We start from the raw sequence: 19,945 nt of genomic DNA, 5'->3' as shown, positions 1-19,945 counted from the left end.
AGTTAAAATAGATGGATTGATAACTGAATAATATAAAATTTTGTGAACTTGATTTGAATGCTACATTTTAACAGGCTTAACCTCATAGCCCAAGTTGCGTAATTGCTCAATGAGACCGTTTTTTTGTATCAAATGTCTAAAGCCAACGGCAATAAAGCATGGATCTTTGGCTAAAAAATCTGGTATGGCCTTCATCCAGTTGTTATTTCTTCCTGTTACAAAGAAGTCATTCGACTTTGAAGCTTCGTTAAACTGGTAATCGATATCAAACTTTTTATAATCGAACAGTACTTTTGATATATCGGTCTTTGTATTACTTTCGGTTATATAATCCATTAAATTTAAAATCATCTTCAAGCTGTTGCTATCAGCAAAAGCAACATCTGTTTTCGAAGTTCCGTTAATAATACCAATTTGATCCTTCTCTAAACCTATCACCTTCAGCTTGTTTTTTAGGCCGATGTTAATGATCCTGGTATCCATCAATTCAAAAGATTTTCTGTTTAGGGTATCACAAATTCCCTGGATATAGTTTCGCAGCAATATCAGCGTTAATAATTGAGGAGATGATTTATACATTTCTTCGTCGCCATACATGCTTTTTGTGTAGGCTGCAAATTTTTCCTTTTGTGTGGCATTAAGCAAAGAATCCCATTTGGCTTTGGTCCAACTCGACATTTGGGCTTTGGCTTTTTCGGCTTGTATTTTTGAGCTATCCGCGTCTGGCGAATCATAAGCTTCTACCAATAAGATTTTGCTTTGCTTCAAATATTGGTTTGCAACTTTAATCGAATCGAAAAAATCAGGATTAACCTCATGAAAAGTTCCAAATAAGTATGATTTATGGCTGGAACCATTTTTAGAGATTTCCCATAATAAGGTATGTGGCTTATTTTGCGAGAAGGATTGGAATGAAAAAGAAAAAAGAATTAATGCAACGACAACAACAATATTTTTCATCTGATACAGCTTAAGAGCCGGTATTTCTTTTGTTGATCTCGTCTCTAATGCGGGCCGCTTTTTCATAAGCCTCTTCGGCCAATGCCTCTTCCAGCTTTTGCTGCAATTCTTCCAAGCTCAGCGAGTGGTAGCTGCCTGCATTTGGAATTGACGTAGGCACATCTTCAGAGCTGTGCTCTTTGGCAATAGAATCCATGTTTTCGAGGAAAAGAAAATCATTGCCTTCAATTACAATCCCTGCCGAAGACAGAATGAATTCGTAGGTATAAATAACGGCGTTGAACCTTACTGCAAGGGCAATGGCGTCAGAAGTACGCGCATCTATTTCTTGAGTGGTGGTGCCATCTGTACAGATCAGTTTGGCAAAGAAAACACCATCAACCAGGTTGTAAATGATGATTTCTGTAATTTCTACTTGGTAAGCCTGGGCAAAAGACTTGAACAAATCATGCGTCAATGGGCGGGTAGGGGTCATCTTCTCGATTTCGATGGCAATTGCCTGTGCCTCGAATGCACCGATAATAATGGGTAATCGCCTACGTCCATTTACTTCGCCAAGCACTAATGCATAAGCCCCAGATTGGGTTTGGCTATAAGACAAGCCAACAATATCAAGTTTAACTTTTTTCATATGTAAACAAACCTAACAGCCCTTTTGATCAGGCCATTAGGTTCTTTATTTAATATTATCCTTTATGGGCTTTAAGTGCGGCAATAATTTTTGGTACTACTTCAAAGGCATCGCCAACAATACCATAATCGGCTACCTTAAAGAACGGTGCTTCTGGATCTTTATTGATCACAACAATTACCTTTGACGAGCTTACGCCTGCCAAGTGCTGGATAGCCCCAGAAATACCAATGGCAATATATAAATTAGGGCTGATGGCAATACCGGTTTGGCCTACGTGCTCAGAATGTGGTCTCCAATCGGCATCAGAAACTGGTTTAGAACAAGCTGTAGCCGCACCCAATAGGTCAGCCAGCTCTTCGATCATTCCCCAGTTTTCAGGACCTTTTAAGCCCCTGCCGCCAGATACTACCAATTCGGCATCTGGTAACGATACTTTATCTGTAGCTCTTACAATTTCCTTAACAATTGCAGTAAGGTCTGTTGCTTTGATTTCTGGACTAAATGCCTCGATCGCTGCATCAACAGGGTTTTCTTTTACACCAAAGGCATTTGGATTTAAAGCAATCACCTTATTGGCCGAAGTTAAAGTAGTAATAGCAAAAGCCTTTCCTGAGAAAGCTGTTTTTTTAACCGAAAAGCCACCATCAAAATTTGGCAGTTCTACAGCACCATCGATTAATCCAGCTTTCAATTTTACTGCAATTCGAGGAGCTAAGCCTTTGCCAGAAAATGAATTAGACAATACAACAATGTCTGCACCTTCTTTTTTGGCAGCTTCGGCAATTACCGAACCATAGGCCTGGTTTACAAAGTTCTTCAATTGGTCGGCCGCCACATTCAAAACTTTAGCTGCGCCGTATTTGCCAAGCTCTTTAAGCTCGCTTTCAGCTACATTGCCAATGGAGATGGCAGTTAAGCTGGTATTTTGTTGGGCTGCAATGGCCTTTGCATAAGAAACAGCTTCGTAAACTGATTTTTTGAATTTGCCATCGGCCTGTTCTACATATACTAATACTGACATATGATATAGGTGAAATCTCTGGTGAGATTAATTTTAAGTTTTATAATTCGATTAATTGAGCGTGGCTTAGATTACTTTAGCTTCGGTATGCAATAAAGAAATCAACTCTTCGGCACTTTCGGCAGGGATGAGTTTTACGGCGCCGCGAGGGGCAGGCGTTTCAAACTTGCTTACCTTGCCCAGCTCTTCAATTGCAGTAGCTTCAACTACCTGCAATGGTTTGGTCCTGGCCGACATGATACCTCTCATATTAGGGATTTTGGCTTCGGCAGTACCTTCTGCGCAACTGGCTACAAATTTGCCATTTACAGTAAGCACTTCTTTTCCGCCTTCAATCTCGCGCTCGATAGTTGCCGTGCTTCCATCATAATCTAGTTTTTTAATGATAGAAATAGAAGGGATATCTAAAAACTCGCCGATCATGGCCGCTACTTGAGAACCATTGTAATCGATAGACTCTCTTCCGCACAAAATCATATCAAATTCGTTGTTCTTGGCATATTCGGCAATTTGGAAAGCCGTAAAGTAAGCATCTCTTGGGGCTGCATTTACCCTAACGGCATCATCTGCACCAATAGCCAGTGCCTTTCTGATGGTTGGTTCAGTTGTGCTCTCGCCCACATTGATTACCGTTACCGTACCTTTTCCACCTTCACAAAGCTCAATTGCTCTCGAAAGCGCAATCTCATCGTAAGGATTTACGATAAACTGTACGCCTGCAGTATTGAATTGTGTATTATCGTTGGTAAAAGTTATTTTTGTAGTGGTGTCGGGCACGTTACTGATACAAACTAATATTTTCATACGTTTACATTTGTTTTAAAGGTAATGAACCTCTATTTAGCCGAATTTTTACAATTAACTAAGTATAGATTCTTTAAATTGTCTTTTTGCAAATCTAATTAAAAAAGCAGGGATTTAAAATGCAAAACGCGCGTTTGACCAAGTTATTAGAATTTTTAGAGCAGGAACCCAACGACAGCTTTATATTATATGCATTGGCCACGGAGTATAACTCACAAAATGACACAGAAAATGCTTTTTTCTATTATCTGAAGCTGATAAACGAGCACCCAACTTATGTGGGTACCTATTATCACTTGGGCAAGCTATACGAAAAAGAGGGACAAAAGGATAAGGCGATTGAAATCTACCAGCAGGGCATGCAAACGGCAAGAAGCAAACGCGATATGCATGCGCTTTCTGAGTTGCAGGGGGCTTATAACAGTGCCGCAGGCCTCGACTATGAAGACGACTAACTAAACATACATTGGCAAAAAGGCAACTTTTATTCTTAAGAAATGTAGTTATTTTTACACTCACCGCTTTTGGTGGTGCACAGGCGCACATTTCTCTTTTGTTACGCTATTTTGTCAAAAACAACCAATTTGTTACCGAGGAAGAGCTTTTAGAACTCAACGCTTTGGCTCAGGTACTACCAGGGCCGGCTTCTACACAGACTTTGGTAGGGATAGCCTATAAAGTTGGCGGCCTCAAGTTGGCTATTATTACCTTCCTGATCTGGATTTTGCCCTCTGCCGCGATCATGACCCTAGCCGCCATCAGCTATGGTTTTTTAGACCAGAAGCAAAAATTTATAGAGATACTCAAATACATTCATCCCATAGCTTTGGGAATTGTAGCCTATGGCGCTTTCAACTTGGCCAAAAAAGTATTGACCACAGAACTTACCGTCTTCCTGGCCTTTTCTGCCGTAGTGGCCACTTTGGTGCTGAGGAATGCCTATGTATTCCCAATTGCCATTTTGATAGGCGGGATGGTTTCATCGGCCATTGGTACGCCAACCGAAGAAACACAGATTCGGGTTCGATTATTGTCAAACATCAATCCGCGTAAGCTGACCTATTTTATTGGTTTTATGGTGTTTATGGCTTTGTTGGGCGCGATTATTAACCGAACTTCTCCATTCAGTTTACCCATCAGGTTATTTGAGAACTTTTACCGTAACGGTATTTTCGTGTTTGGTGGTGGCCAGGTTTTGGTACCCTTGATGTTTACCGAGTTTGTGCAGGCCAAACATTACCTCTTGCAGTCTGATTTCATCTCAGGCTATGCCCTGCAACAGGTTTTACCGGGGCCAACGTTTTCCTTTACGAGCTATTTAGGTGCCTTGAGCATGAAGCATGGGCATTATGGCGTAGCTGGACAAGCCTTAGGCGGAGTTTTGGCAGTGTTGGGCATCAACTTGCCAGGATTGATCCTAGTCCTCTTTATCGTTCCGTTTTGGGATGATTTAAAGAAGATCGGTCGAATTAAGCATTCGCTTTCAGGGATTAATGCCGTAAGCGTGGGTTTTATTATTGCGGCCTTTATGTTGCTGGTTCAGCCAATCGGTTTTAGCGTATTGCCTATTTCTATTTTGATAGGCACCTTTTTGATCCTTAACTTCACTAAAATCAGTCCGCCAATTATTGTGTTAGTTGGAATTGTGCTGGGGTATTTTATTTAGCATACTTCTCTAAACGACTCGTCATGCTGGACTTGATCCAGCATCCATTTCGAGTGAGATCCCGGATCAAGTCCGGGATGACGTATCAAAGAAAAAATACTTACAAATTACAGAATTAGATTGTTTCGTTCCCCGCTATGTCGAATCAATTAGAAAGGAGGTTCATCATCGTGCATATCGTTCATGCTCGATGGCCTGATAATTACGTTCCCGGCTGGTTTATCAAAGTTTTGAGAAGGGGCCATGCTGTCAGAAGAAAAACTGTTTTGAGGTGCAAAATTATCTTCCAAATCGGCAAACTTAACGTACTTGCCGATAAAGCGAAGCGGTACGATACCGGTTTCACCATTCCTGTGTTTCGCAATGATTACCTCGCCCACACCAGCCTGCGATCTTCCGTTTTCATCCTCGGTAATACCGTAATATTCTGGTCTGTACAAGAAAAGCACCATATCGGCATCCTGCTCAATAGATCCAGATTCACGCAAATCGGATAACATTGGTCGTTTACCGTTTGGTCCGGGCCTGCTCTCAACCGCACGGCTCAACTGCGAAAGTGCCAACACCGGTACATCTAATTCTTTGGCTACCGATTTAAGTGCCCTCGAGATGCTACCAATTTCCTGCTCACGGTTACCGCCGCCACCTTCGCCTTTACCATGCATCAACTGTAAGTAATCGATGATGATCATTTGGATATCGTATTGCGATTTAAGCCTACGACATTTGGCACGGAATTCGAAAATATTTAGTGCTGGGGTATCGTCAATCAGGAGTGGGGCTTCACTTAAGCTGCCGATCTTGCTGTGCAATTGTTGCCATTCCCATTCAGCCAGGTTTCCTTTTCTGATTTTCTCTTGCTCTATTTCGGTTTCACCTGAAATCAGACGATTAACCAACTGTACCGACGACATCTCAAGCGAGAAAACAACTACCGGTCTTTTAAATTCTACGGAAGCATTACGGGCACAGGTTAGTACGAAGGCAGTTTTACCCATCGCTGGCCTCGCCGCAATAATTACCAAATCGGATTTTTGCCAGCCACCGGTAATCCTATCCAAATCGGTAAATCCAGAAGGTACACCAGTTAAGCCATCGGTTTTGGTACGAAGCTCTTCCAAAGTAGCCAAAGACTGCTTGATGATCTCGTCCATTTTTTGTGTATCCCTACGCAAGTTGTTTTGGGCAATATCAAAAAGACCTTTTTCGGCTTGGTCTAGCAAATCGAAGATATCGGTGGTGTCTTCGTAGGCATTGGTGATGATATCGGTAGAAATCCTGATCAGTTCGCGTTGAATGTATTTTTGAGAAATGATACGGGCATGGAACTCGATATTAGCCGAAGAAGCTACACGATTGGTTAAATTGGTGATGTAAAATGCGCCACCAACGATTTCTAAGGTTCCATTTTGGCGCATCTCTGTCGTAACCGTTAAAATATCAACTGGTTTCGATTTTTGGAAAAGCGTTTGAATGGCTTCAAATATCTTTTTATGTGCCTCATGATAAAACACTTCAGGTTTAAGGATGTCAATTACGGTGGAAAGTGCATCTTTTTCGAGCATTAGTGCCCCTAAAACAGCTTCCTCCAAATCGGTTGCCTGTGGCGGTATTTTGCCCATGCTGCTAACTGTACTGGTTAATCTGTTTTTTCTTGCCGAAGTTGAAAATTTCCCCTGACCTTGTGATTCGTTATCGAGACTCATAGCAACAAAAATAGTCAAAACTTTGCCTTTTTGTTTGTACAAGTTTTCAGTTGTTTGTTAACAAGTTGAAGCTAAATATGTTGATTTTTTTGCTTAAATTATTTTTGAACAATTTATTGTGGATAAGCCCGGCACTGATTCATTTATTTAACTTACTTTTGTGGCATATTAATCACTATGGACAATTTTAGAAGACCGCAAAGAGCAAAAGAGAACAACGAATTTGTATTTGGCATAAGAGCCGTTATCGAAGCCATTAAAGCTGGTAGGGATATTGAGACGATTTATGTACAAAGAAGCTTGAGCGGACCTCTATTTTTAGAATTGAAGTCGTTATTGATTAGTTCACTCATTCCCTTAAGCTCAGTTCCGATTGAGAAACTGAATAGGATGACCACTAAAAACCACCAGGGAGTGATTGCAGTGATTTCGCCAATTACCTACCAAAACATAGAAGACCTGATTCCTGCCATTTTTGAAAAAGGGGAAACCCCGTTGATTTTGGTTTTAGATAGCGTTACGGATGTGCGTAACATGGGTGCCATTGCACGTACGGCTGCCTGCGTAGGCGTTCATGCCATCGTGGTACCTTTAAAAAATGCCGCTCAGATTAATGCAGATGCCATTAAAACCTCGGCAGGAGCATTGTTCAGCATCCCGATCTGTAGGCATTCGAACCTTCATAAAACCTGTCTGTTTTTGCAAGAAAGTGGTCTGCAACTGGTAGCCTGCACAGAAAAAACCAGTGATTTGATTTATGTGCCCGATTATACCTTGCCAACCGCAATTATCATGGGTTCTGAAGATGAGGGTATTTCTAACGAGTTATTAAGGGTGGCTAATCATTTGGCTAAAATACCAATGGCGGGTAAAATCGAATCGTTAAATGTATCGGTGGCTGCTGGTGTGATTTTGTACGAAGCGATTAGGCAACGAAGCATTTAAGGGTGTAAGAGGTAAGATGGAAAAGGTAAGATGTGTAATCTATACTTCAGGTTGCTAGCTGTTCATTGGCTCATTAGTCATTAGTCATTGCCGAGTTGTTAACCGAGGATTGCTTTCCATTTTCCGTTTTACATCTTCCATTACTGAAATCCCGTCTTTTCTTTGTGGGTACTTTGTCCTTTTTGTAGTTAAGGTCCCTCTAACATCTTCCATTCCTAAATGTCCATCATCATCTCAATCATATGGTTGTTAAAGCCAAATTTTTTGTAGGCATTAATGGCGTTCTGATTTTCGGCATAAACATCTAGCTTAAGCTTAGAAATGCCTTTGCCTTTAGCCCAGCTTTTTAAATGGTTCAAAATCTGGCTGTTTAAGCCCTGGCCACGATGAGATTGGTCTACATACATAAAACCTAAATAGCCATACTTATCGGGCTGGTGTTGAGGCTTCGATTTTTCAATCCTGATGTAGCCACTGGCTACGGCAATATTGTTGAGGTAGCCGATTACCAAATGGCTGTTTTCACTCTCGATTAAGGTCTTTAGATCGTAATAATTTACTTTCTCAGGCCTGATGTTATTGGTAAATGGTCTTTCGGCAGTGATAACCTGTTGTTCAAACTTTTGTAAAGTTACCATATCTGCCAAGCTAGCAGGTTTAATGATCAAAGCGTTTTCCATTTTATAAAATTAATGTAAAATGTAATAGGGAAATGAAAAGGGAATCGTCATGCTCGACCGAGATCCAGCAGCTCACTCAAGATAGATCCCGGGTCAGGTACGGGATGGTGAACGGGCATATTTCTAAATAAACTTGTTGCCGAATTTAGCTTTCACGTCGGCAACGATATGTTTCACATTTTGTTCTTCAGAACGAGGGCAAATCAATAAGGTATTGTTTGATTCGACCACGATGTAATTGTGCAATCCCTGTAAAATCACCAATTTTTCATCGGGTACGTTTACCATGCAGTTTGACGAATCGAACATCATCACCTGCTTAGAAGGGATTACGGCATTGCCTACATAATCTTTTTCGGCCATTTCGTAAATAGAGGCCCAGGTACCCAAGTCAGACCAGCCAAAATCGGCAGGCAAAACATATACATTATCTGCCTTTTCCATAATGCCAAAATCGATCGAAATATTGGTACATTGCAGATAGGCATTCGCTATAAAAGTAATCTCGTTGGCCGTATTGTAAAAGGGAGTACCTTGTTTAAAGATATCATGCATATCAGGCAAGTGTTTTTCAAAAGCATGGCTAATGGCTTTGGCCGACCAAATGAAGATACCTGCATTCCACAAGAAATCGCCACTTTGGATAAACGATTGAGCGAGTTCTAAATTGGGCTTTTCTGTAAAGGTCTTTACCTTGTGGATGTTGGCATCGCTTGCTAATACCTCATCTACATATTGGATGTAACCATAACCTGTATCAGGCCTATTTGGTTTAATACCCAAGGTAATGAGGCATTTATTTTGGGCTGCAGCCTCCATCGACTCTTCAATCGCTCGTACAAACTCTTTCTGGTTGGCAATGGTATGGTCTGAAGGGGCTACCACGATTACCGCATCAGGATTAAGCTCGGCAATTTTCATCGAACCATAGGCGATACAGGGAGCGGTATTGCGCATGATAGGCTCTGCCAAGATCTGGTTATCGCTTAGGGTAGGAAGTTGTTCCTTGATAAGGTCTACATAAATCTCATTGGTTACAATGAAGATGTTCTCTGGAGGGCATATCTGCAAAAATCTATCGTATGTGCTCTGAATAAGTGTTTTTCCTACACCAAAAAAATCAATGAACTGTTTAGGGAATTCGGTTCTGCTCACCGGCCAAAAGCGACTGCCAACGCCACCAGCCATGATTAATGCGTAGTTATTTTTATTCATGTAGCTAAGATAGATTTTAATTAAATAATTCCTTCTTGCAAAAGGTCATGTAAATGTATCATTCCGTAATAGGTGTCATTTTCAGTCACTAACAATTGCGTAATGTTGTTTTTCTTGATCACTTCCAAGGCAAGCAGGGCTAATTCATTTTTGTCGATCTTTTTCGGATTCACGTTCATGAGGTCGGTTGCAGTGATTTCCGCAATATTTGTATGCTTTTCAAGCATTCTTCTAATATCGCCATCGGTAATCACGCCAAGTATGTTTTCATCGGCAATAACAACGACAGCTCCCAAACGGTTTTTGCTAATTTCAATAATGACATCTTTTACAGATGCAGTAGGGGCTATACTCGGTTTTTCGTTCTTTAGGGCTAAATCTCCAGCTTTTAAATATAATCGTTTGCCTAATGAGCCTCCAGGGTGGTAGCGCGCAAAATCTTCGGTGTTGAATTCCCTGGCTTCCAATAAGCAGATCGCCAAGGCATCGCCCATGGCTAATTGTGCAGTTGTACTGGTAGTTGGCGCCAAATTATGCGGACAAGCCTCTTTTTCTACGCTGGTATTGAGGATAAGGTCTGCCTGTTTGGCCAAATCAGAATCTACCGAACCCAACATACCGATCAGCACATTGCCAGATTGCTTTAAAAGTGGGGCCAATAACTTAATCTCTGGGGTATTGCCACTTTTGGAAAGGCACATCACGATATCGTCTTTTTGGATCATGCCCAGGTCGCCATGTACGGCATCAGCTGCATGCATGAAAATGGCTGGGGTACCTGTAGAATTAAAAGTTGCAACAATCTTTTGCGCAATAATGGCACTTTTGCCTATTCCTGTAACAATAACCCTTCCTTTGCTCTCTAAAATTAGCTCAACGATTTTTATAAAATCATCGTTAATATGTTGTAAAAGGTTTAAAATGGCATCTGATTCTAACTTAAGTGTTGAAACAGCTATTTCGATTATTGATTTTTTACTTTTCAAAGAGAATTTATTAGTATATTAATGCTTTCAATTACTGCAAAATTATGTTATTTTGAACAATAATAGCACAGAATATTTGACACAAAAAATGGACGTGAAAAAGTCGTTGTTTGATAACCTGCAAACTTTTTTCGGTTTCGACAATTTTAAGGGAGATCAGGAACCCATTATTACCAATATCTTAGAAGGGAATAATACATTTGTAATTATGCCTACAGGCGGTGGCAAGTCAATTTGCTATCAATTGCCTGCACTAATGAGCGAGGGCACTGCCATCGTTATTTCGCCCTTGATTGCCTTGATGAAAAACCAGGTTGACCAATTGAGGGCTTTTGGTGGTAGCGATAGTATTGCACATTTCTTAAACTCGTCGCTCAACAAAACAGAAATTACACAGGTAAAAAGCGATTTGTTGAATGGACAGACCAAATTACTATATGTAGCTCCAGAATCATTGGCCAAGCAAGAAAACGTTGAGTTTTTGCGTTTGCTGAAGATTTCTTTTGTGGCAGTAGACGAAGCACACTGTATTTCGGAGTGGGGCCATGATTTTAGGCCTGAATACCGTAAAATTAGGCAGGTGATTACTGGATTGGGAGAAGAAATCCCAATTATTGCCTTAACCGCTACGGCAACGCCGAAAGTACAGCAAGATATTATAAAAAACTTACAGATGACGGATGCGACCTTGTTCAAATCCTCATTTAATAGGCCTAACCTTTTTTACGAAATCCGCCCCAAGCGTGATGTAATCAAGGAAATGATCCGATACATTAAATACAATACCGGAAAATCAGGGATCATCTATTGCTTAAGCCGTAAAAAGGTTGAAGAAGTAGCAGAAAGCCTGAACCTTAACGGGATAAAGGCATTGCCTTACCACGCAGGTTTGGAGCCTAAAGTACGCGCAGAAACACAAGACAAGTTCTTGATGGAAGACGTAGAGGTGATTGTAGCTACCATCGCCTTTGGTATGGGCATCGATAAACCAGATGTACGTTTTGTGATCCACCACGATATTCCGAAAAGCATGGAAGGCTATTACCAAGAAACAGGTAGAGCCGGCCGAGACGGAGGCGAAGGGGTGTGTATTGCTTTTTATGCGCAGAAAGACGTAGATAAACTGGCTAAGTTTATGAAAGACAAGCCGGTATCTGAACGCGAAATCGGTACACAGATTTTAAAGGAAGTAATTGATTATGCCGAATCTGGCGTTTGCCGCAGAAAACAGATCCTGCATTACTTTGGCGAAAACTTTAACGAAACCGGCTGTAACTGCATGTGCGACAATTGCAAAAAGCCAAAACAACAATTCGAAGCCGAAACACATCTGCTTACGTTGCTTAAACTGGTAGAAAGTACAGGCCAAAAGTTTGACGATACACACTTGCTCAACATCTTTATGGGCAATGAAACGGCCCAAACCATAGCTTACGAGCAAGGTAAACTGCCAGAATTCGGACAAGGCAAGGAAGATGGCGAGTTGTTATGGAAATCGCTGATCAGGCAAGCAGTACTCAATAATTTTGTAGCGAAGGATATCGACAACTATGGTTTGCTGCATTTGACCAAGATTGGCAAAGACTTTATAGAAAACCCCTATAGCCTCAAGTTCATTCTGAATGAGCAAATCGATAACGTGAGCGAGGAAGATGAAGAAGAGGTAAAACAGGGAACAGGTGCATTGGATACACAATTATTGCAGCTGTTAAAAGACCTGCGCAAGAAAATTGCCAAGCAGAAAAACGTCCCGCCGTTTGTGGTTTTTCAAGATCCGTCATTGGAAGAAATGTGTACGCATTATCCGATTGCGATGGATGAATTGAAACAGATTTCTGGTGTTGGAAATGGCAAGGCACTTAAATTTGGCAGTCCATTTATCGAACTGATCAAGAAATACGTAGAAGACAACGACATTGAAAGACCGATTGACCTGGTGATCAAAACCCAAGCCAACAAATCGGCCTTAAAAGTTTCGATCATTCAAAACATTGACCGCCAGATCGGTTTAGAGGATATCGCCCGTTCTAAAGGCTTAACTTATTTTGATGTGTTAAAAGAGGTAGAAGCCATTGTGAACTCTGGAACCAAACTAAATCTTTCCTATTTTGTTGATGAAGTAATTGACGAAGACAGGCAAGACGAAGTGTTTGATTACTTCCGCGCTGCCGATAACGATTCGATTGACGATGCCCTGAGCGATTTAGGCGAAAACGATTATACACGTGAAGAGATACAATTGATGCGTATCAAATTCATGTCTGAACTAGGAAACTAAAGAAAATGTAATAGGTGATAGGGAAAATGTAAGATGGATTAACCCATTCTTGCATTCCAGCTTTCATGTTCCATTTTCAATTTAACTAACAGGTGGTAGAAGGTAAACTGGAAGAGGATATATGATTGATCTTACATTTTCCATCTTACATCTTCCATCCCCATTTTACATCATACAAAATGTTGCAAATAGAAAAACTCAAACACCAAGATTCAAATAACTTTTTTTTAATGGCTGGCCCTTGTGCCATAGAAGGCGAGGATATTGCCCTTCGCATTGCAGAGAAGATCGTAAACCTAACCGATAAGCTGAATATTCCTTATATCTTTAAAGGATCGTATCGTAAGGCCAACAGGAGTAAAGGCAGTTCATTTACTGGAATTGGTGATGAAAAAGCACTTAAAATTCTGGAAAAAGTTGGCAAAACCTTCGATGTTCCTACTGTAACCGATATCCACGAAAGTGCTGAGGCCGCTATGGCTGCTGCTTATGTAGATGTATTGCAGATTCCCGCCTTTTTGTGCAGACAAACAGATTTGCTGATCGCTGCTGCTGAAACCGGCAAAGTGGTAAACGTAAAGAAAGGCCAGTTCCTTTCGGCAGGTTCCATGAAGTTTGCAGTAGAGAAAATCAATGATTCGGGCAATAACAGAGTGATTTTAACCGATCGTGGCAACACTTTTGGCTATCAAGACCTGATTGTAGATTATCGTGGCTTGCCAGAAATGCAAGGTTTTGGCGTACCAGTGGTGATGGATTGTACGCACTCCTTGCAACAGCCGAACCAAAGCAGCGGCGTAACCGGAGGAAAACCTGAACTGATTACCACCATTGCCAAAGCAGCTATTGCGGTAGGCGCAGATGGTTTGTTCATCGAAACCCACCCTGATCCGGCCAATGCCAAATCTGATGGCGCCAACATGCTCAACTTGGCTCTTTTAGAAGAATTGTTGGTTAAACTGATCAGAATTAGACAAGCTGTAATTTAAGGTGCTTGGAAACAGGGTCTTTTTAACTGCCGAATGGCGCAAGTTGGTATTGGCCAATTATGCGGTCGACAAAGAAATCCTGCTCCAGTATTTGCCTCCATTTACCGAATTAGACGATTGGCAGGGCAAATATTATGTAAGCTTGGTAGGTTTCATGTTTATCAACACCAAGCTTAGAGGCCTGAGCATTCCATTTCATGAGAATTTTGAAGAGATCAACCTTAGGTTTTATGTGAAATATAAGGATGGCGATTTGATCAAAAGGGGAGTGGTATTCGTCAAGGAGATTGTGCCAAAGCCTGCGCTGACTTTTGTTGCCAATACCATTTACAAAGAAAATTACCAGACCTTGCCCACCAAACACCTGTGGAAAATTGAACAAGATGAGCTTACGGTTGAATATGCATGGAAAAACAAGGTGTGGAATAGCTTTTCTGTACTCGCTTCATCGCAACCGCAAGCCATAGAAGCCGGGAGCAAAGAAGAATTCATTACCGAGCATTATTGGGGCTACACCAAATTGAAGCCTCAGGTGACCTCTGAATATGGCGTTGAACATCCCCGCTGGGAAGTTTACCCGCTCAAAAGTTACCATATTGATGTAGATTTTGCCGTCAATTACGGAGCTGATTTCTCTTTTCTGTCTCACACGCAGCCAGATTCTGTAATGCTGGCCGAAGGTTCCCCAATTAGGGTTCTCAAAGGCAAAAGGTTAACCTATTAACGAAACTTGTCATCCAGAGCGAAGTGAAAGATTTGGGAAGAGATTGTTTAAAATAGATTCCTCGTGCCTCGGAATGACAAGTAATTATTGAAATGACGAATATCAGATTCGATGGTAATCCCCACGCCAATCTTTAATGGCTTTTTTAATCTCGATAGTAGAAAGCTGTTCGTTTACCGCTCTATCAACCAAAGCAACCAATTCTTCATCACTGGCAAACCTTAGCGCCATAATTTGGCCCATCTGCAATGTAGTAGGAAGCATTTTGCCACTAAGGATATAATAACGTAGTCTTTCGTCAGCTCTTGCGGCGCGGTCTTGTGCGCGCAGTGCGAAGAACCTGGCAAAAAGTGTGGCCAAGCCAATCAGCATAAAAGCTAACACGATTAAACCATGGGTTAAATCTGGCGCTTCTACAAAAGCATAAATGGCAAACCCCAATCCGGTAAGGATTAGAGGGACAGTGAAGAAATGGTAGGGAGGAAAGAAGCGTCTGTGGTTGTTGAAGTTTTGTTCCATGGCTTATGCTTTGGTAATGGTAAACTCTGTTCTTCTGTTTTGTTGTCGGCCTTCTTCTGTAGTATTGTCAAATCGGGGTTTGGTTTCTCCATAACCCTTATAGCTTAGGCGTTTGGCCGAAATACCGCTTTTAACCAAGAAATCATACACGGCTTTTGCCCTGTTTTCAGCCAATTTTTGGTTCATTTTTTCATCGCCAACATTATCGGTATGTCCTTGTATTTCGATGGCTACGTTTTCATTGTTTTTGAGCAGCTCAATGAGCAGATTAAGCTCAACCATAGAAGCGGGTAGGAGCTCGTACTTATTGGTGTCGAAAAAGATGTTGTGCATGGTTACTTCGCCACCCACCTTGATCTTGTCCATTAATATTTCTACTTCGTAAGGCTTATTGGCATTGGACGGTTTGAGCTCAAAATGCTGCGAATAAAACAAATAGCCATTTGCTTCTACGTTAAAGGAATAATCGCTTCCGATAGGCATAACGGCTAAAAAATCACCGGTTTCGCTGGAAGTGAAATCGTTAAATACGGCATTGCTGGTTTTAAGATCGATGACCATTACATTGGCCTCGAGCAATTGCTTGGTTTCTTTGTCTTTTACAATTCCCTTAACATAGGTAACGGGCAGGGGTTTAGATTTTTCAGGGATTGAGAAATGATAAATATCCAAATCGCCAAAGCCACCATTCACCATATTTGATGAAAATAGGCCTTCAGTACCATCTGCAGTAACAATTAGGCCAATTTCCTCATTAAAAGTATTGATGGGGTAGCCCAAGTTGCTTGGTTTGGTAAATTCGCCACTGTCATTTAGCCTGCTGTAAAAAATGTCTTTATTGCCGAATCCTGGCCAGCCATCAGATGAAAAGTAGAGCGTTTTGCCATCGGCATGGATAAATGGTGTATTTTCATCATATGGGGTGTTGATGTTAGGTCCCAAATTTACTGGAGGCGTCCACTCGCCTTCGTCGGTTAAGTTGCTTTTCCAAATATCGTAGCTGCCGACGCCACCAGGCCTGTTGCTCACAAAATAAAGCGTGCTTCCGTCTGGACTAATGGAAGGTTGCGATTCCCAATACTCCGAATTAATTGTTTTGCCCAAATTAATGGCTTTGCCCCAGTCGTTTCCTTCTTTTCTCGAAACATAAATATCGCATCGGCCCATGCCATCAGGGCGATTGCAACCCGTAAAAAACAGGTATTTTCCATCTGGCGAAATAGATTGGGCGCCTTCGTTGTAATTGGGGGTGTTGATCTTATTGCTCAACGGCTGTGCTTTTTGCCATTCGTTGGCTTTTTTGTTCGATACGTAAAAATCCTCGTTACCTTCTACTACGCGAGTAAAGATAATCGTCTGTCCATCGGCAGTTAACGCCGGAAAATAGTCTCTGTTTGGACTGTTAATATAAAAACCCATGTTGATGGGCTCATATTTTTCTGGCGATTTAATGGCCACTATGGCAAAATCACAATCTAAAATATATTTCTTTGCTTTGTTGGGCAATTCTTGGTCGGTACCCGAATATTGTTGCCTAAAAAGCTCGAGGTGTTTTTTGGCATTGGCGTAGTCGCCTGTTAAAAGTTCGCTCTCCCCCAACACATAATAAATTCGGGCTTCTACGGTAGGCGCCGCATTTACCGCCTTAACATAGTTTTCTTTAGCTTTGACATGGTTTTTCATGCGCCGATACACATCGCCTAACTGGATATAGGCGAGCTGAAATTTGGGATCGGCTTTTACTGCTTCTTCCAAATACTTGATGCCTTCGTCATAGATATTCTGCCTCAGGTATTGTTGCGCATCTTCGAAACTGTTTTGGGCTTTTTTAACGACAGAATTTTGGGCATTTGTGCTCAAAGCCATTAAAAAGCATAAAAATAAGATCAAATATTTGTTCATTAGCCCATCACCATTTGGTAATAGACTAATGTAAATAAAATCTAGAATTAATTAAGGAATGTTGAGGAATTTGTGCGTTTGCAAGGAAATTTCCCACTTTGGATTGGCCATTACATAGTCAACTATCAATGGAGTCATTTCTTTGGCCTTTGACCATTCTGGTTGCAGGTAAAGTTTGCAACTTGGCGAAACGGTCGCCGCATATTTTTCTGCCCAATCGAAATCGCTTTTGTTAAATACGATTACTTTTAATTCGTTGGCAAAAGGAGTAATATCTGGCCTTGGGGCCTTAAACTTTTTGGGAGAAAGACAGATCCAGTCCCACGAACCCGAAAGCGGATAGGCGCCAGACGTTTCGATAAAGGTTAAGATGCCTTGTTCCTGTAGCTTTTTGGTGAGGTAATCTAAATTATAGATCAAAGGTTCGCCACCGGTAACCACTACGGCTTTGCCCGGATAGATAAGGGCCTTGGCTGCAATTTCATCTGCCGAAGTCAAGGCATGCAGTTCGGCATCCCAGCTTTCTTTCACATCGCACCAATGGCAACCTACGTCGCAACCCCCCAAACGGATAAAATAAGCCGCTTTTCCCGTGTTAAATCCCTCGCCCTGTATGGTATAGAACTCTTCCATTAATGGAAGCAATGTGCCGTCTTCTGGTATTTGATGTGCCATAAATTTCGGCAAATTTACTAAAATTATGTGCGTTATGCGAATATGTGTATCTTGCCAAAGCAATATTTAACGATCATGAAAATTAAACTCCTTTCTGTTTTAGCCGTATTATGTCTATTCTTAAGCTCTTGCTTTGAAATAGAGGAAACCTATAACCTTAATGCCGATGGTTCCTATACCGCGAATTATGGCCTTAACATGGGTCAATTGCTCAAAATGGTATCAGCCATGACACCCGATTCGGTAAAGCAAACAAAGGATTTCAAAACTGCCAAAGATACCTTGGTGAATTTGGGTACGATACCTGATAGCTTAAAGAAAAATTTTACCACAGAAGAATTGGCCTTAATGAAACAAAGCGATGTGCGCATGCAAATGAACATGGCTGAAGGTATTTTTAAGATTGATTTTTCAAACAAAGGGAAATCTACTGCCGAACTCGACTATTTTGTGCGAAACTTTGGCACTTTGTTAGAGAAAGGCAAAATAGGAAACATGATGAATCCCAAAGGAGTTCCTGCAGAAGCTGGCGGACAACCAGATGTGCCGTTTAAAAATAAGGAGTACGAATATGTCATTACGCCGAATACTTTTGGACGAATGATCAAACCTGAGGTTTATGCAGCCATTAGGGATAAGGACAAGCAGACTGTGGAAATGCTGAAAGGGATGAACATGAAAATGACCAGTACGGTTGTTATCAATCTTCCTCGCCCTGCCAAAAGCACAGGAAACCCAAATGCTACCTTATCAGCCGATAAAAAGCAGGTTACCCTAAAGCTGGATATGATAGAGGCAATGGATAAGCCAGAAATGCTAAATTTCAAAATAGAATATTAACATGGAATGGTTTAAGGTAGATTTTCAAATACCTGACCATGATCTGGTAGAGCAGATTAAAGTTAATGGTAAGAAGCTCTGCCTCATTAAACATGAAGAAAAAATCTATGTGATTCAGAACACCTGCCCACATGCGGGTGGGATTTTAAGTGGTGGCTGGTGTAAGGAGGGAAACATCGTTTGCCCCATCCATCGTTACGAATACAGCTTAACAACAGGTAAGGGTGCTCCAGGCCAAGGCGATTACATTGATATCTATCCCACAGAACAACGCGAAGATGGCTTATATGTAGGCTTTAAGGAAAGCTGGTGGAAGCGGTTATTTTAGCTAGAAGAGCGTTAGCCTCTTTCAATAGTTGATGATTAATAGCTCAACTATCGGTTAAAATTGCTTGTTGGTGAAGAACAACAACAAATGCTTAAAAGGAATAGTTATGCCGGACCGCGATCCGGCATTTCAATCAAGATAGATCCTGAATCAAGTTCAGGATGACGTATCTAGGAATAAATTTCTTTCTTTGCCGAAGCTAAGGTATTTTTAAGCAAGCCTACAATGGTCATCAAGCCCACGCCGCCCGGTACAGGAGTAATCCACGAAGCTTTAGGGGCAACATTTTCAAAATCTACATCTCCGTAAAGCTTATAGCCCGATTTGGTAGTTTCAGAAGTTTCGCGGTTAATGCCTACGTCGATGATAATAGCTCCCGGTTTCACCATATCAGCCGTTACAAAATTCTTTTTGCCAATGGCGGCTACAATGATATCGCCCTGCAAAACCATTTCCTTTAGGTTTTGGGTTCTGCTGTGGGTTAAGGTTACGGTACAGTTGCCTGGGTTGGCATTACGGGCCATTAAAATGCTCATCGGACTTCCCACAATATTGCTTCGGCCTACTACAACACAATGTTTGCCGGCTGTATCGATATCATAAGCCTGTAGCATCAATAAAATGCCATAAGGCGTAGCTGGAATGAAACAAGGCAAGTTGCGCATCATCCTGCCCAGGTTAATAGGGTGGAAGCCGTCAACGTCTTTGCGATGGTCAATAGCCGCGGTTACTTTTTCTGGATCGATATGTTTGGGCAAAGGCAATTGAACAATTAGGCCATCCACACCGGCATCCTCGTTTATTTCCTGGACCTTTTGTAAAAGCTCCGCCTCGGTAACGGTGTCTTCATATCTCACCAAAGATGATTGGAAACCAACCTTTTCGCAGTTTTTCATCTTGCTGACTACATAGGTTTCGCTACCACCATCGTGGCCAACCAATATGGCTACCAGGTGAGGCTTACGTCCGCTTTCTGCTAAAAATGAAGCTGCTTCTTCAGCTATTTCGGTTTTGATCTTTTCTGAGGCAAATTTTCCGTCGAGTAATTTCATTCTATATTAAGTATCGGGTAG

Annotated in this window: 20 protein-coding genes; 8 read left to right on the top strand and 12 right to left on the bottom strand. The window is 41.4% G+C overall.

The features are described from left to right. Nucleotides 1-60: 60 nt before the first annotated feature. The 4 genes from AC570H_RS07330 to AC570H_RS07315 form a co-directional block, all read right to left on the bottom strand. Nucleotides 61-960: a TraB/GumN family protein gene (locus AC570H_RS07330; protein ID WP_497353234.1), complete on the bottom strand. Its 900-nt coding sequence runs from the start codon at nucleotides 958-960 to the stop codon at nucleotides 61-63. A 10-nt stretch (nucleotides 961-970) separates the two neighbouring features. Further along, complete coding sequence (locus AC570H_RS07325) at nucleotides 971-1,591, bottom strand: bifunctional nuclease family protein (RefSeq protein WP_497353232.1); 621 nt, start codon at nucleotides 1,589-1,591, stop codon at nucleotides 971-973. 55 nt (nucleotides 1,592-1,646) lie between these two features. Next, a complete protein-coding gene (locus AC570H_RS07320; protein WP_497353230.1) occupies nucleotides 1,647-2,615 on the bottom strand; it encodes an electron transfer flavoprotein subunit alpha/FixB family protein in 969 nt (322 codons plus the stop codon). A gap of 66 nt (nucleotides 2,616-2,681) precedes the next feature. After that, nucleotides 2,682-3,419 (bottom strand): electron transfer flavoprotein subunit beta/FixA family protein, encoded by a 738-nt coding sequence (locus tag AC570H_RS07315; protein ID WP_497353228.1) that lies wholly within the window; start codon nucleotides 3,417-3,419, stop codon nucleotides 2,682-2,684. A 119-nt stretch (nucleotides 3,420-3,538) separates the two neighbouring features. Between AC570H_RS07315 and AC570H_RS07310 the strand changes: the two genes are divergently transcribed. Together AC570H_RS07310 and chrA are read left to right on the top strand one after the other, a co-directional pair. Continuing rightward, entirely contained in the window at nucleotides 3,539-3,874 is a 336-nt protein-coding gene (locus AC570H_RS07310; protein ID WP_497353226.1) for a tetratricopeptide repeat protein, read from the top strand. Between the two features lie 11 nt (nucleotides 3,875-3,885). Beyond that, nucleotides 3,886-5,085 (top strand): chromate efflux transporter, encoded by a 1,200-nt coding sequence (chrA, locus tag AC570H_RS07305; protein WP_497353224.1) that lies wholly within the window; start codon nucleotides 3,886-3,888, stop codon nucleotides 5,083-5,085. 149 nt (nucleotides 5,086-5,234) lie between these two features. Here chrA and dnaB read toward each other — a convergent pair whose 3' ends face one another. Beyond that, nucleotides 5,235-6,791 (bottom strand): replicative DNA helicase, encoded by a 1,557-nt coding sequence (gene dnaB / locus AC570H_RS07300; protein WP_497353222.1) that lies wholly within the window; start codon nucleotides 6,789-6,791, stop codon nucleotides 5,235-5,237. Between the two features lie 177 nt (nucleotides 6,792-6,968). Here dnaB and rlmB point away from each other — a divergent pair, with 177 nt between their 5' ends. Next, entirely contained in the window at nucleotides 6,969-7,736 is a 768-nt protein-coding gene (gene rlmB / locus AC570H_RS07295; RefSeq protein ID WP_497353220.1) for a 23S rRNA (guanosine(2251)-2'-O)-methyltransferase RlmB, read from the top strand. A 215-nt stretch (nucleotides 7,737-7,951) separates the two neighbouring features. Here the strand turns inward: rlmB and AC570H_RS07290 are convergent, their stop codons facing one another. The 3 genes from AC570H_RS07290 to AC570H_RS07280 all read right to left on the bottom strand — a co-directional run bounded on the left by AC570H_RS07290 (nucleotide 7,952) and on the right by AC570H_RS07280 (nucleotide 10,617). Beyond that, nucleotides 7,952-8,416, bottom strand: coding sequence for a GNAT family N-acetyltransferase (locus AC570H_RS07290; protein WP_497353218.1), 465 nt, complete (start codon nucleotides 8,414-8,416; stop codon nucleotides 7,952-7,954). Between the two features lie 123 nt (nucleotides 8,417-8,539). Continuing rightward, nucleotides 8,540-9,631 (bottom strand): mannose-1-phosphate guanylyltransferase, encoded by a 1,092-nt coding sequence (locus AC570H_RS07285; protein WP_497353216.1) that lies wholly within the window; start codon nucleotides 9,629-9,631, stop codon nucleotides 8,540-8,542. A 20-nt stretch (nucleotides 9,632-9,651) separates the two neighbouring features. Beyond that, nucleotides 9,652-10,617: a KpsF/GutQ family sugar-phosphate isomerase gene (locus tag AC570H_RS07280; RefSeq protein ID WP_497353214.1), complete on the bottom strand. Its 966-nt coding sequence runs from the start codon at nucleotides 10,615-10,617 to the stop codon at nucleotides 9,652-9,654. A gap of 88 nt (nucleotides 10,618-10,705) precedes the next feature. On the opposite strand from AC570H_RS07280, the gene recQ reads away from it, so the two are divergent. From recQ to AC570H_RS07265, 3 genes are all read left to right on the top strand, one after another. After that, on the top strand, nucleotides 10,706-12,895 hold the full coding sequence (recQ, locus tag AC570H_RS07275) for a DNA helicase RecQ (RefSeq protein ID WP_497353212.1): 2,190 nt from the start codon (nucleotides 10,706-10,708) through the stop codon (nucleotides 12,893-12,895). Nucleotides 12,896-13,074: 179 nt separating this feature from the next. Further along, nucleotides 13,075-13,884: a 3-deoxy-8-phosphooctulonate synthase gene (gene kdsA, locus AC570H_RS07270; protein WP_497353210.1), complete on the top strand. Its 810-nt coding sequence runs from the start codon at nucleotides 13,075-13,077 to the stop codon at nucleotides 13,882-13,884. 1 nt (nucleotide 13,885) lies between these two features. Further along, on the top strand, nucleotides 13,886-14,608 hold the full coding sequence (locus tag AC570H_RS07265; RefSeq protein WP_497353208.1) for a YqjF family protein: 723 nt from the start codon (nucleotides 13,886-13,888) through the stop codon (nucleotides 14,606-14,608). Nucleotides 14,609-14,710: 102 nt separating this feature from the next. Here the strand turns inward: AC570H_RS07265 and AC570H_RS07260 are convergent, their stop codons facing one another. Genes AC570H_RS07260 through AC570H_RS07250 form a run of 3 tightly spaced genes read right to left on the bottom strand, consistent with a single transcriptional unit; the run spans nucleotide 14,711 to nucleotide 17,704 of the window. Next, a complete protein-coding gene (locus AC570H_RS07260; protein ID WP_497353206.1) occupies nucleotides 14,711-15,127 on the bottom strand; it encodes a DUF6526 family protein in 417 nt (138 codons plus the stop codon). A 3-nt stretch (nucleotides 15,128-15,130) separates the two neighbouring features. Beyond that, complete coding sequence (locus AC570H_RS07255) at nucleotides 15,131-17,029, bottom strand: OmpA family protein (protein ID WP_497353204.1); 1,899 nt, start codon at nucleotides 17,027-17,029, stop codon at nucleotides 15,131-15,133. A gap of 51 nt (nucleotides 17,030-17,080) precedes the next feature. Continuing rightward, on the bottom strand, nucleotides 17,081-17,704 hold the full coding sequence (locus tag AC570H_RS07250; RefSeq protein ID WP_497353202.1) for a 7-carboxy-7-deazaguanine synthase QueE: 624 nt from the start codon (nucleotides 17,702-17,704) through the stop codon (nucleotides 17,081-17,083). A gap of 75 nt (nucleotides 17,705-17,779) precedes the next feature. On the opposite strand from AC570H_RS07250, the gene AC570H_RS07245 reads away from it, so the two are divergent. Together AC570H_RS07245 and AC570H_RS07240 are read left to right on the top strand one after the other, a co-directional pair. After that, on the top strand, nucleotides 17,780-18,544 hold the full coding sequence (locus tag AC570H_RS07245; protein ID WP_497353200.1) for a hypothetical protein: 765 nt from the start codon (nucleotides 17,780-17,782) through the stop codon (nucleotides 18,542-18,544). 1 nt (nucleotide 18,545) lies between these two features. Beyond that, nucleotides 18,546-18,872, top strand: a complete 327-nt coding sequence (locus AC570H_RS07240) for a Rieske (2Fe-2S) protein (RefSeq protein ID WP_497353199.1) — start codon at nucleotides 18,546-18,548, stop codon at nucleotides 18,870-18,872. Between the two features lie 170 nt (nucleotides 18,873-19,042). Here AC570H_RS07240 and AC570H_RS07235 read toward each other — a convergent pair whose 3' ends face one another. Beyond that, a complete protein-coding gene (locus AC570H_RS07235) occupies nucleotides 19,043-19,924 on the bottom strand; it encodes a bifunctional 5,10-methylenetetrahydrofolate dehydrogenase/5,10-methenyltetrahydrofolate cyclohydrolase (protein WP_497353197.1) in 882 nt (293 codons plus the stop codon). Nucleotides 19,925-19,945: the final 21 nt, after the last annotated feature.

Source organism: Pedobacter sp. B4419, assembly GCF_059693725.1.
Note: the sequence above shows the minus strand (reverse complement) of the source record. Positions and strands in the feature narration are given on the sequence as shown.

Bases quoted from the DNA above. Each gene is read 5' to 3' on its own strand.
- AC570H_RS07290 (WP_497353218.1), bottom strand. From the start codon at position 8,416: ATGGAAAACGCTTTGATCATTAAACCTGCTAGCTTGGCAGATATGGTA.
- dnaB (WP_497353222.1), bottom strand. From the start codon at position 6,791: ATGAGTCTCGATAACGAATCACAAGGTCAGGGGAAATTTTCAACTTCG.
- recQ (WP_497353212.1), top strand. From the start codon at position 10,706: ATGGACGTGAAAAAGTCGTTGTTTGATAACCTGCAAACTTTTTTCGGT.
- AC570H_RS07285 (WP_497353216.1), bottom strand. From the start codon at position 9,631: ATGAATAAAAATAACTACGCATTAATCATGGCTGGTGGCGTTGGCAGT.
- AC570H_RS07240 (WP_497353199.1), top strand. From the start codon at position 18,546: ATGGAATGGTTTAAGGTAGATTTTCAAATACCTGACCATGATCTGGTA.
- rlmB (WP_497353220.1), top strand. From the start codon at position 6,969: ATGGACAATTTTAGAAGACCGCAAAGAGCAAAAGAGAACAACGAATTT.
- AC570H_RS07260 (WP_497353206.1), bottom strand. From the start codon at position 15,127: ATGGAACAAAACTTCAACAACCACAGACGCTTCTTTCCTCCCTACCAT.
- AC570H_RS07320 (WP_497353230.1), bottom strand. From the start codon at position 2,615: ATGTCAGTATTAGTATATGTAGAACAGGCCGATGGCAAATTCAAAAAA.
- AC570H_RS07310 (WP_497353226.1), top strand. From the start codon at position 3,539: ATGCAAAACGCGCGTTTGACCAAGTTATTAGAATTTTTAGAGCAGGAA.
- AC570H_RS07235 (WP_497353197.1), bottom strand. From the start codon at position 19,924: ATGAAATTACTCGACGGAAAATTTGCCTCAGAAAAGATCAAAACCGAA.
- AC570H_RS07315 (WP_497353228.1), bottom strand. From the start codon at position 3,419: ATGAAAATATTAGTTTGTATCAGTAACGTGCCCGACACCACTACAAAA.
- AC570H_RS07250 (WP_497353202.1), bottom strand. From the start codon at position 17,704: ATGGCACATCAAATACCAGAAGACGGCACATTGCTTCCATTAATGGAA.
- AC570H_RS07325 (WP_497353232.1), bottom strand. From the start codon at position 1,591: ATGAAAAAAGTTAAACTTGATATTGTTGGCTTGTCTTATAGCCAAACC.
- AC570H_RS07245 (WP_497353200.1), top strand. From the start codon at position 17,780: ATGAAAATTAAACTCCTTTCTGTTTTAGCCGTATTATGTCTATTCTTA.
- kdsA (WP_497353210.1), top strand. From the start codon at position 13,075: ATGTTGCAAATAGAAAAACTCAAACACCAAGATTCAAATAACTTTTTT.
- AC570H_RS07330 (WP_497353234.1), bottom strand. From the start codon at position 960: ATGAAAAATATTGTTGTTGTCGTTGCATTAATTCTTTTTTCTTTTTCA.
- AC570H_RS07255 (WP_497353204.1), bottom strand. From the start codon at position 17,029: ATGAACAAATATTTGATCTTATTTTTATGCTTTTTAATGGCTTTGAGC.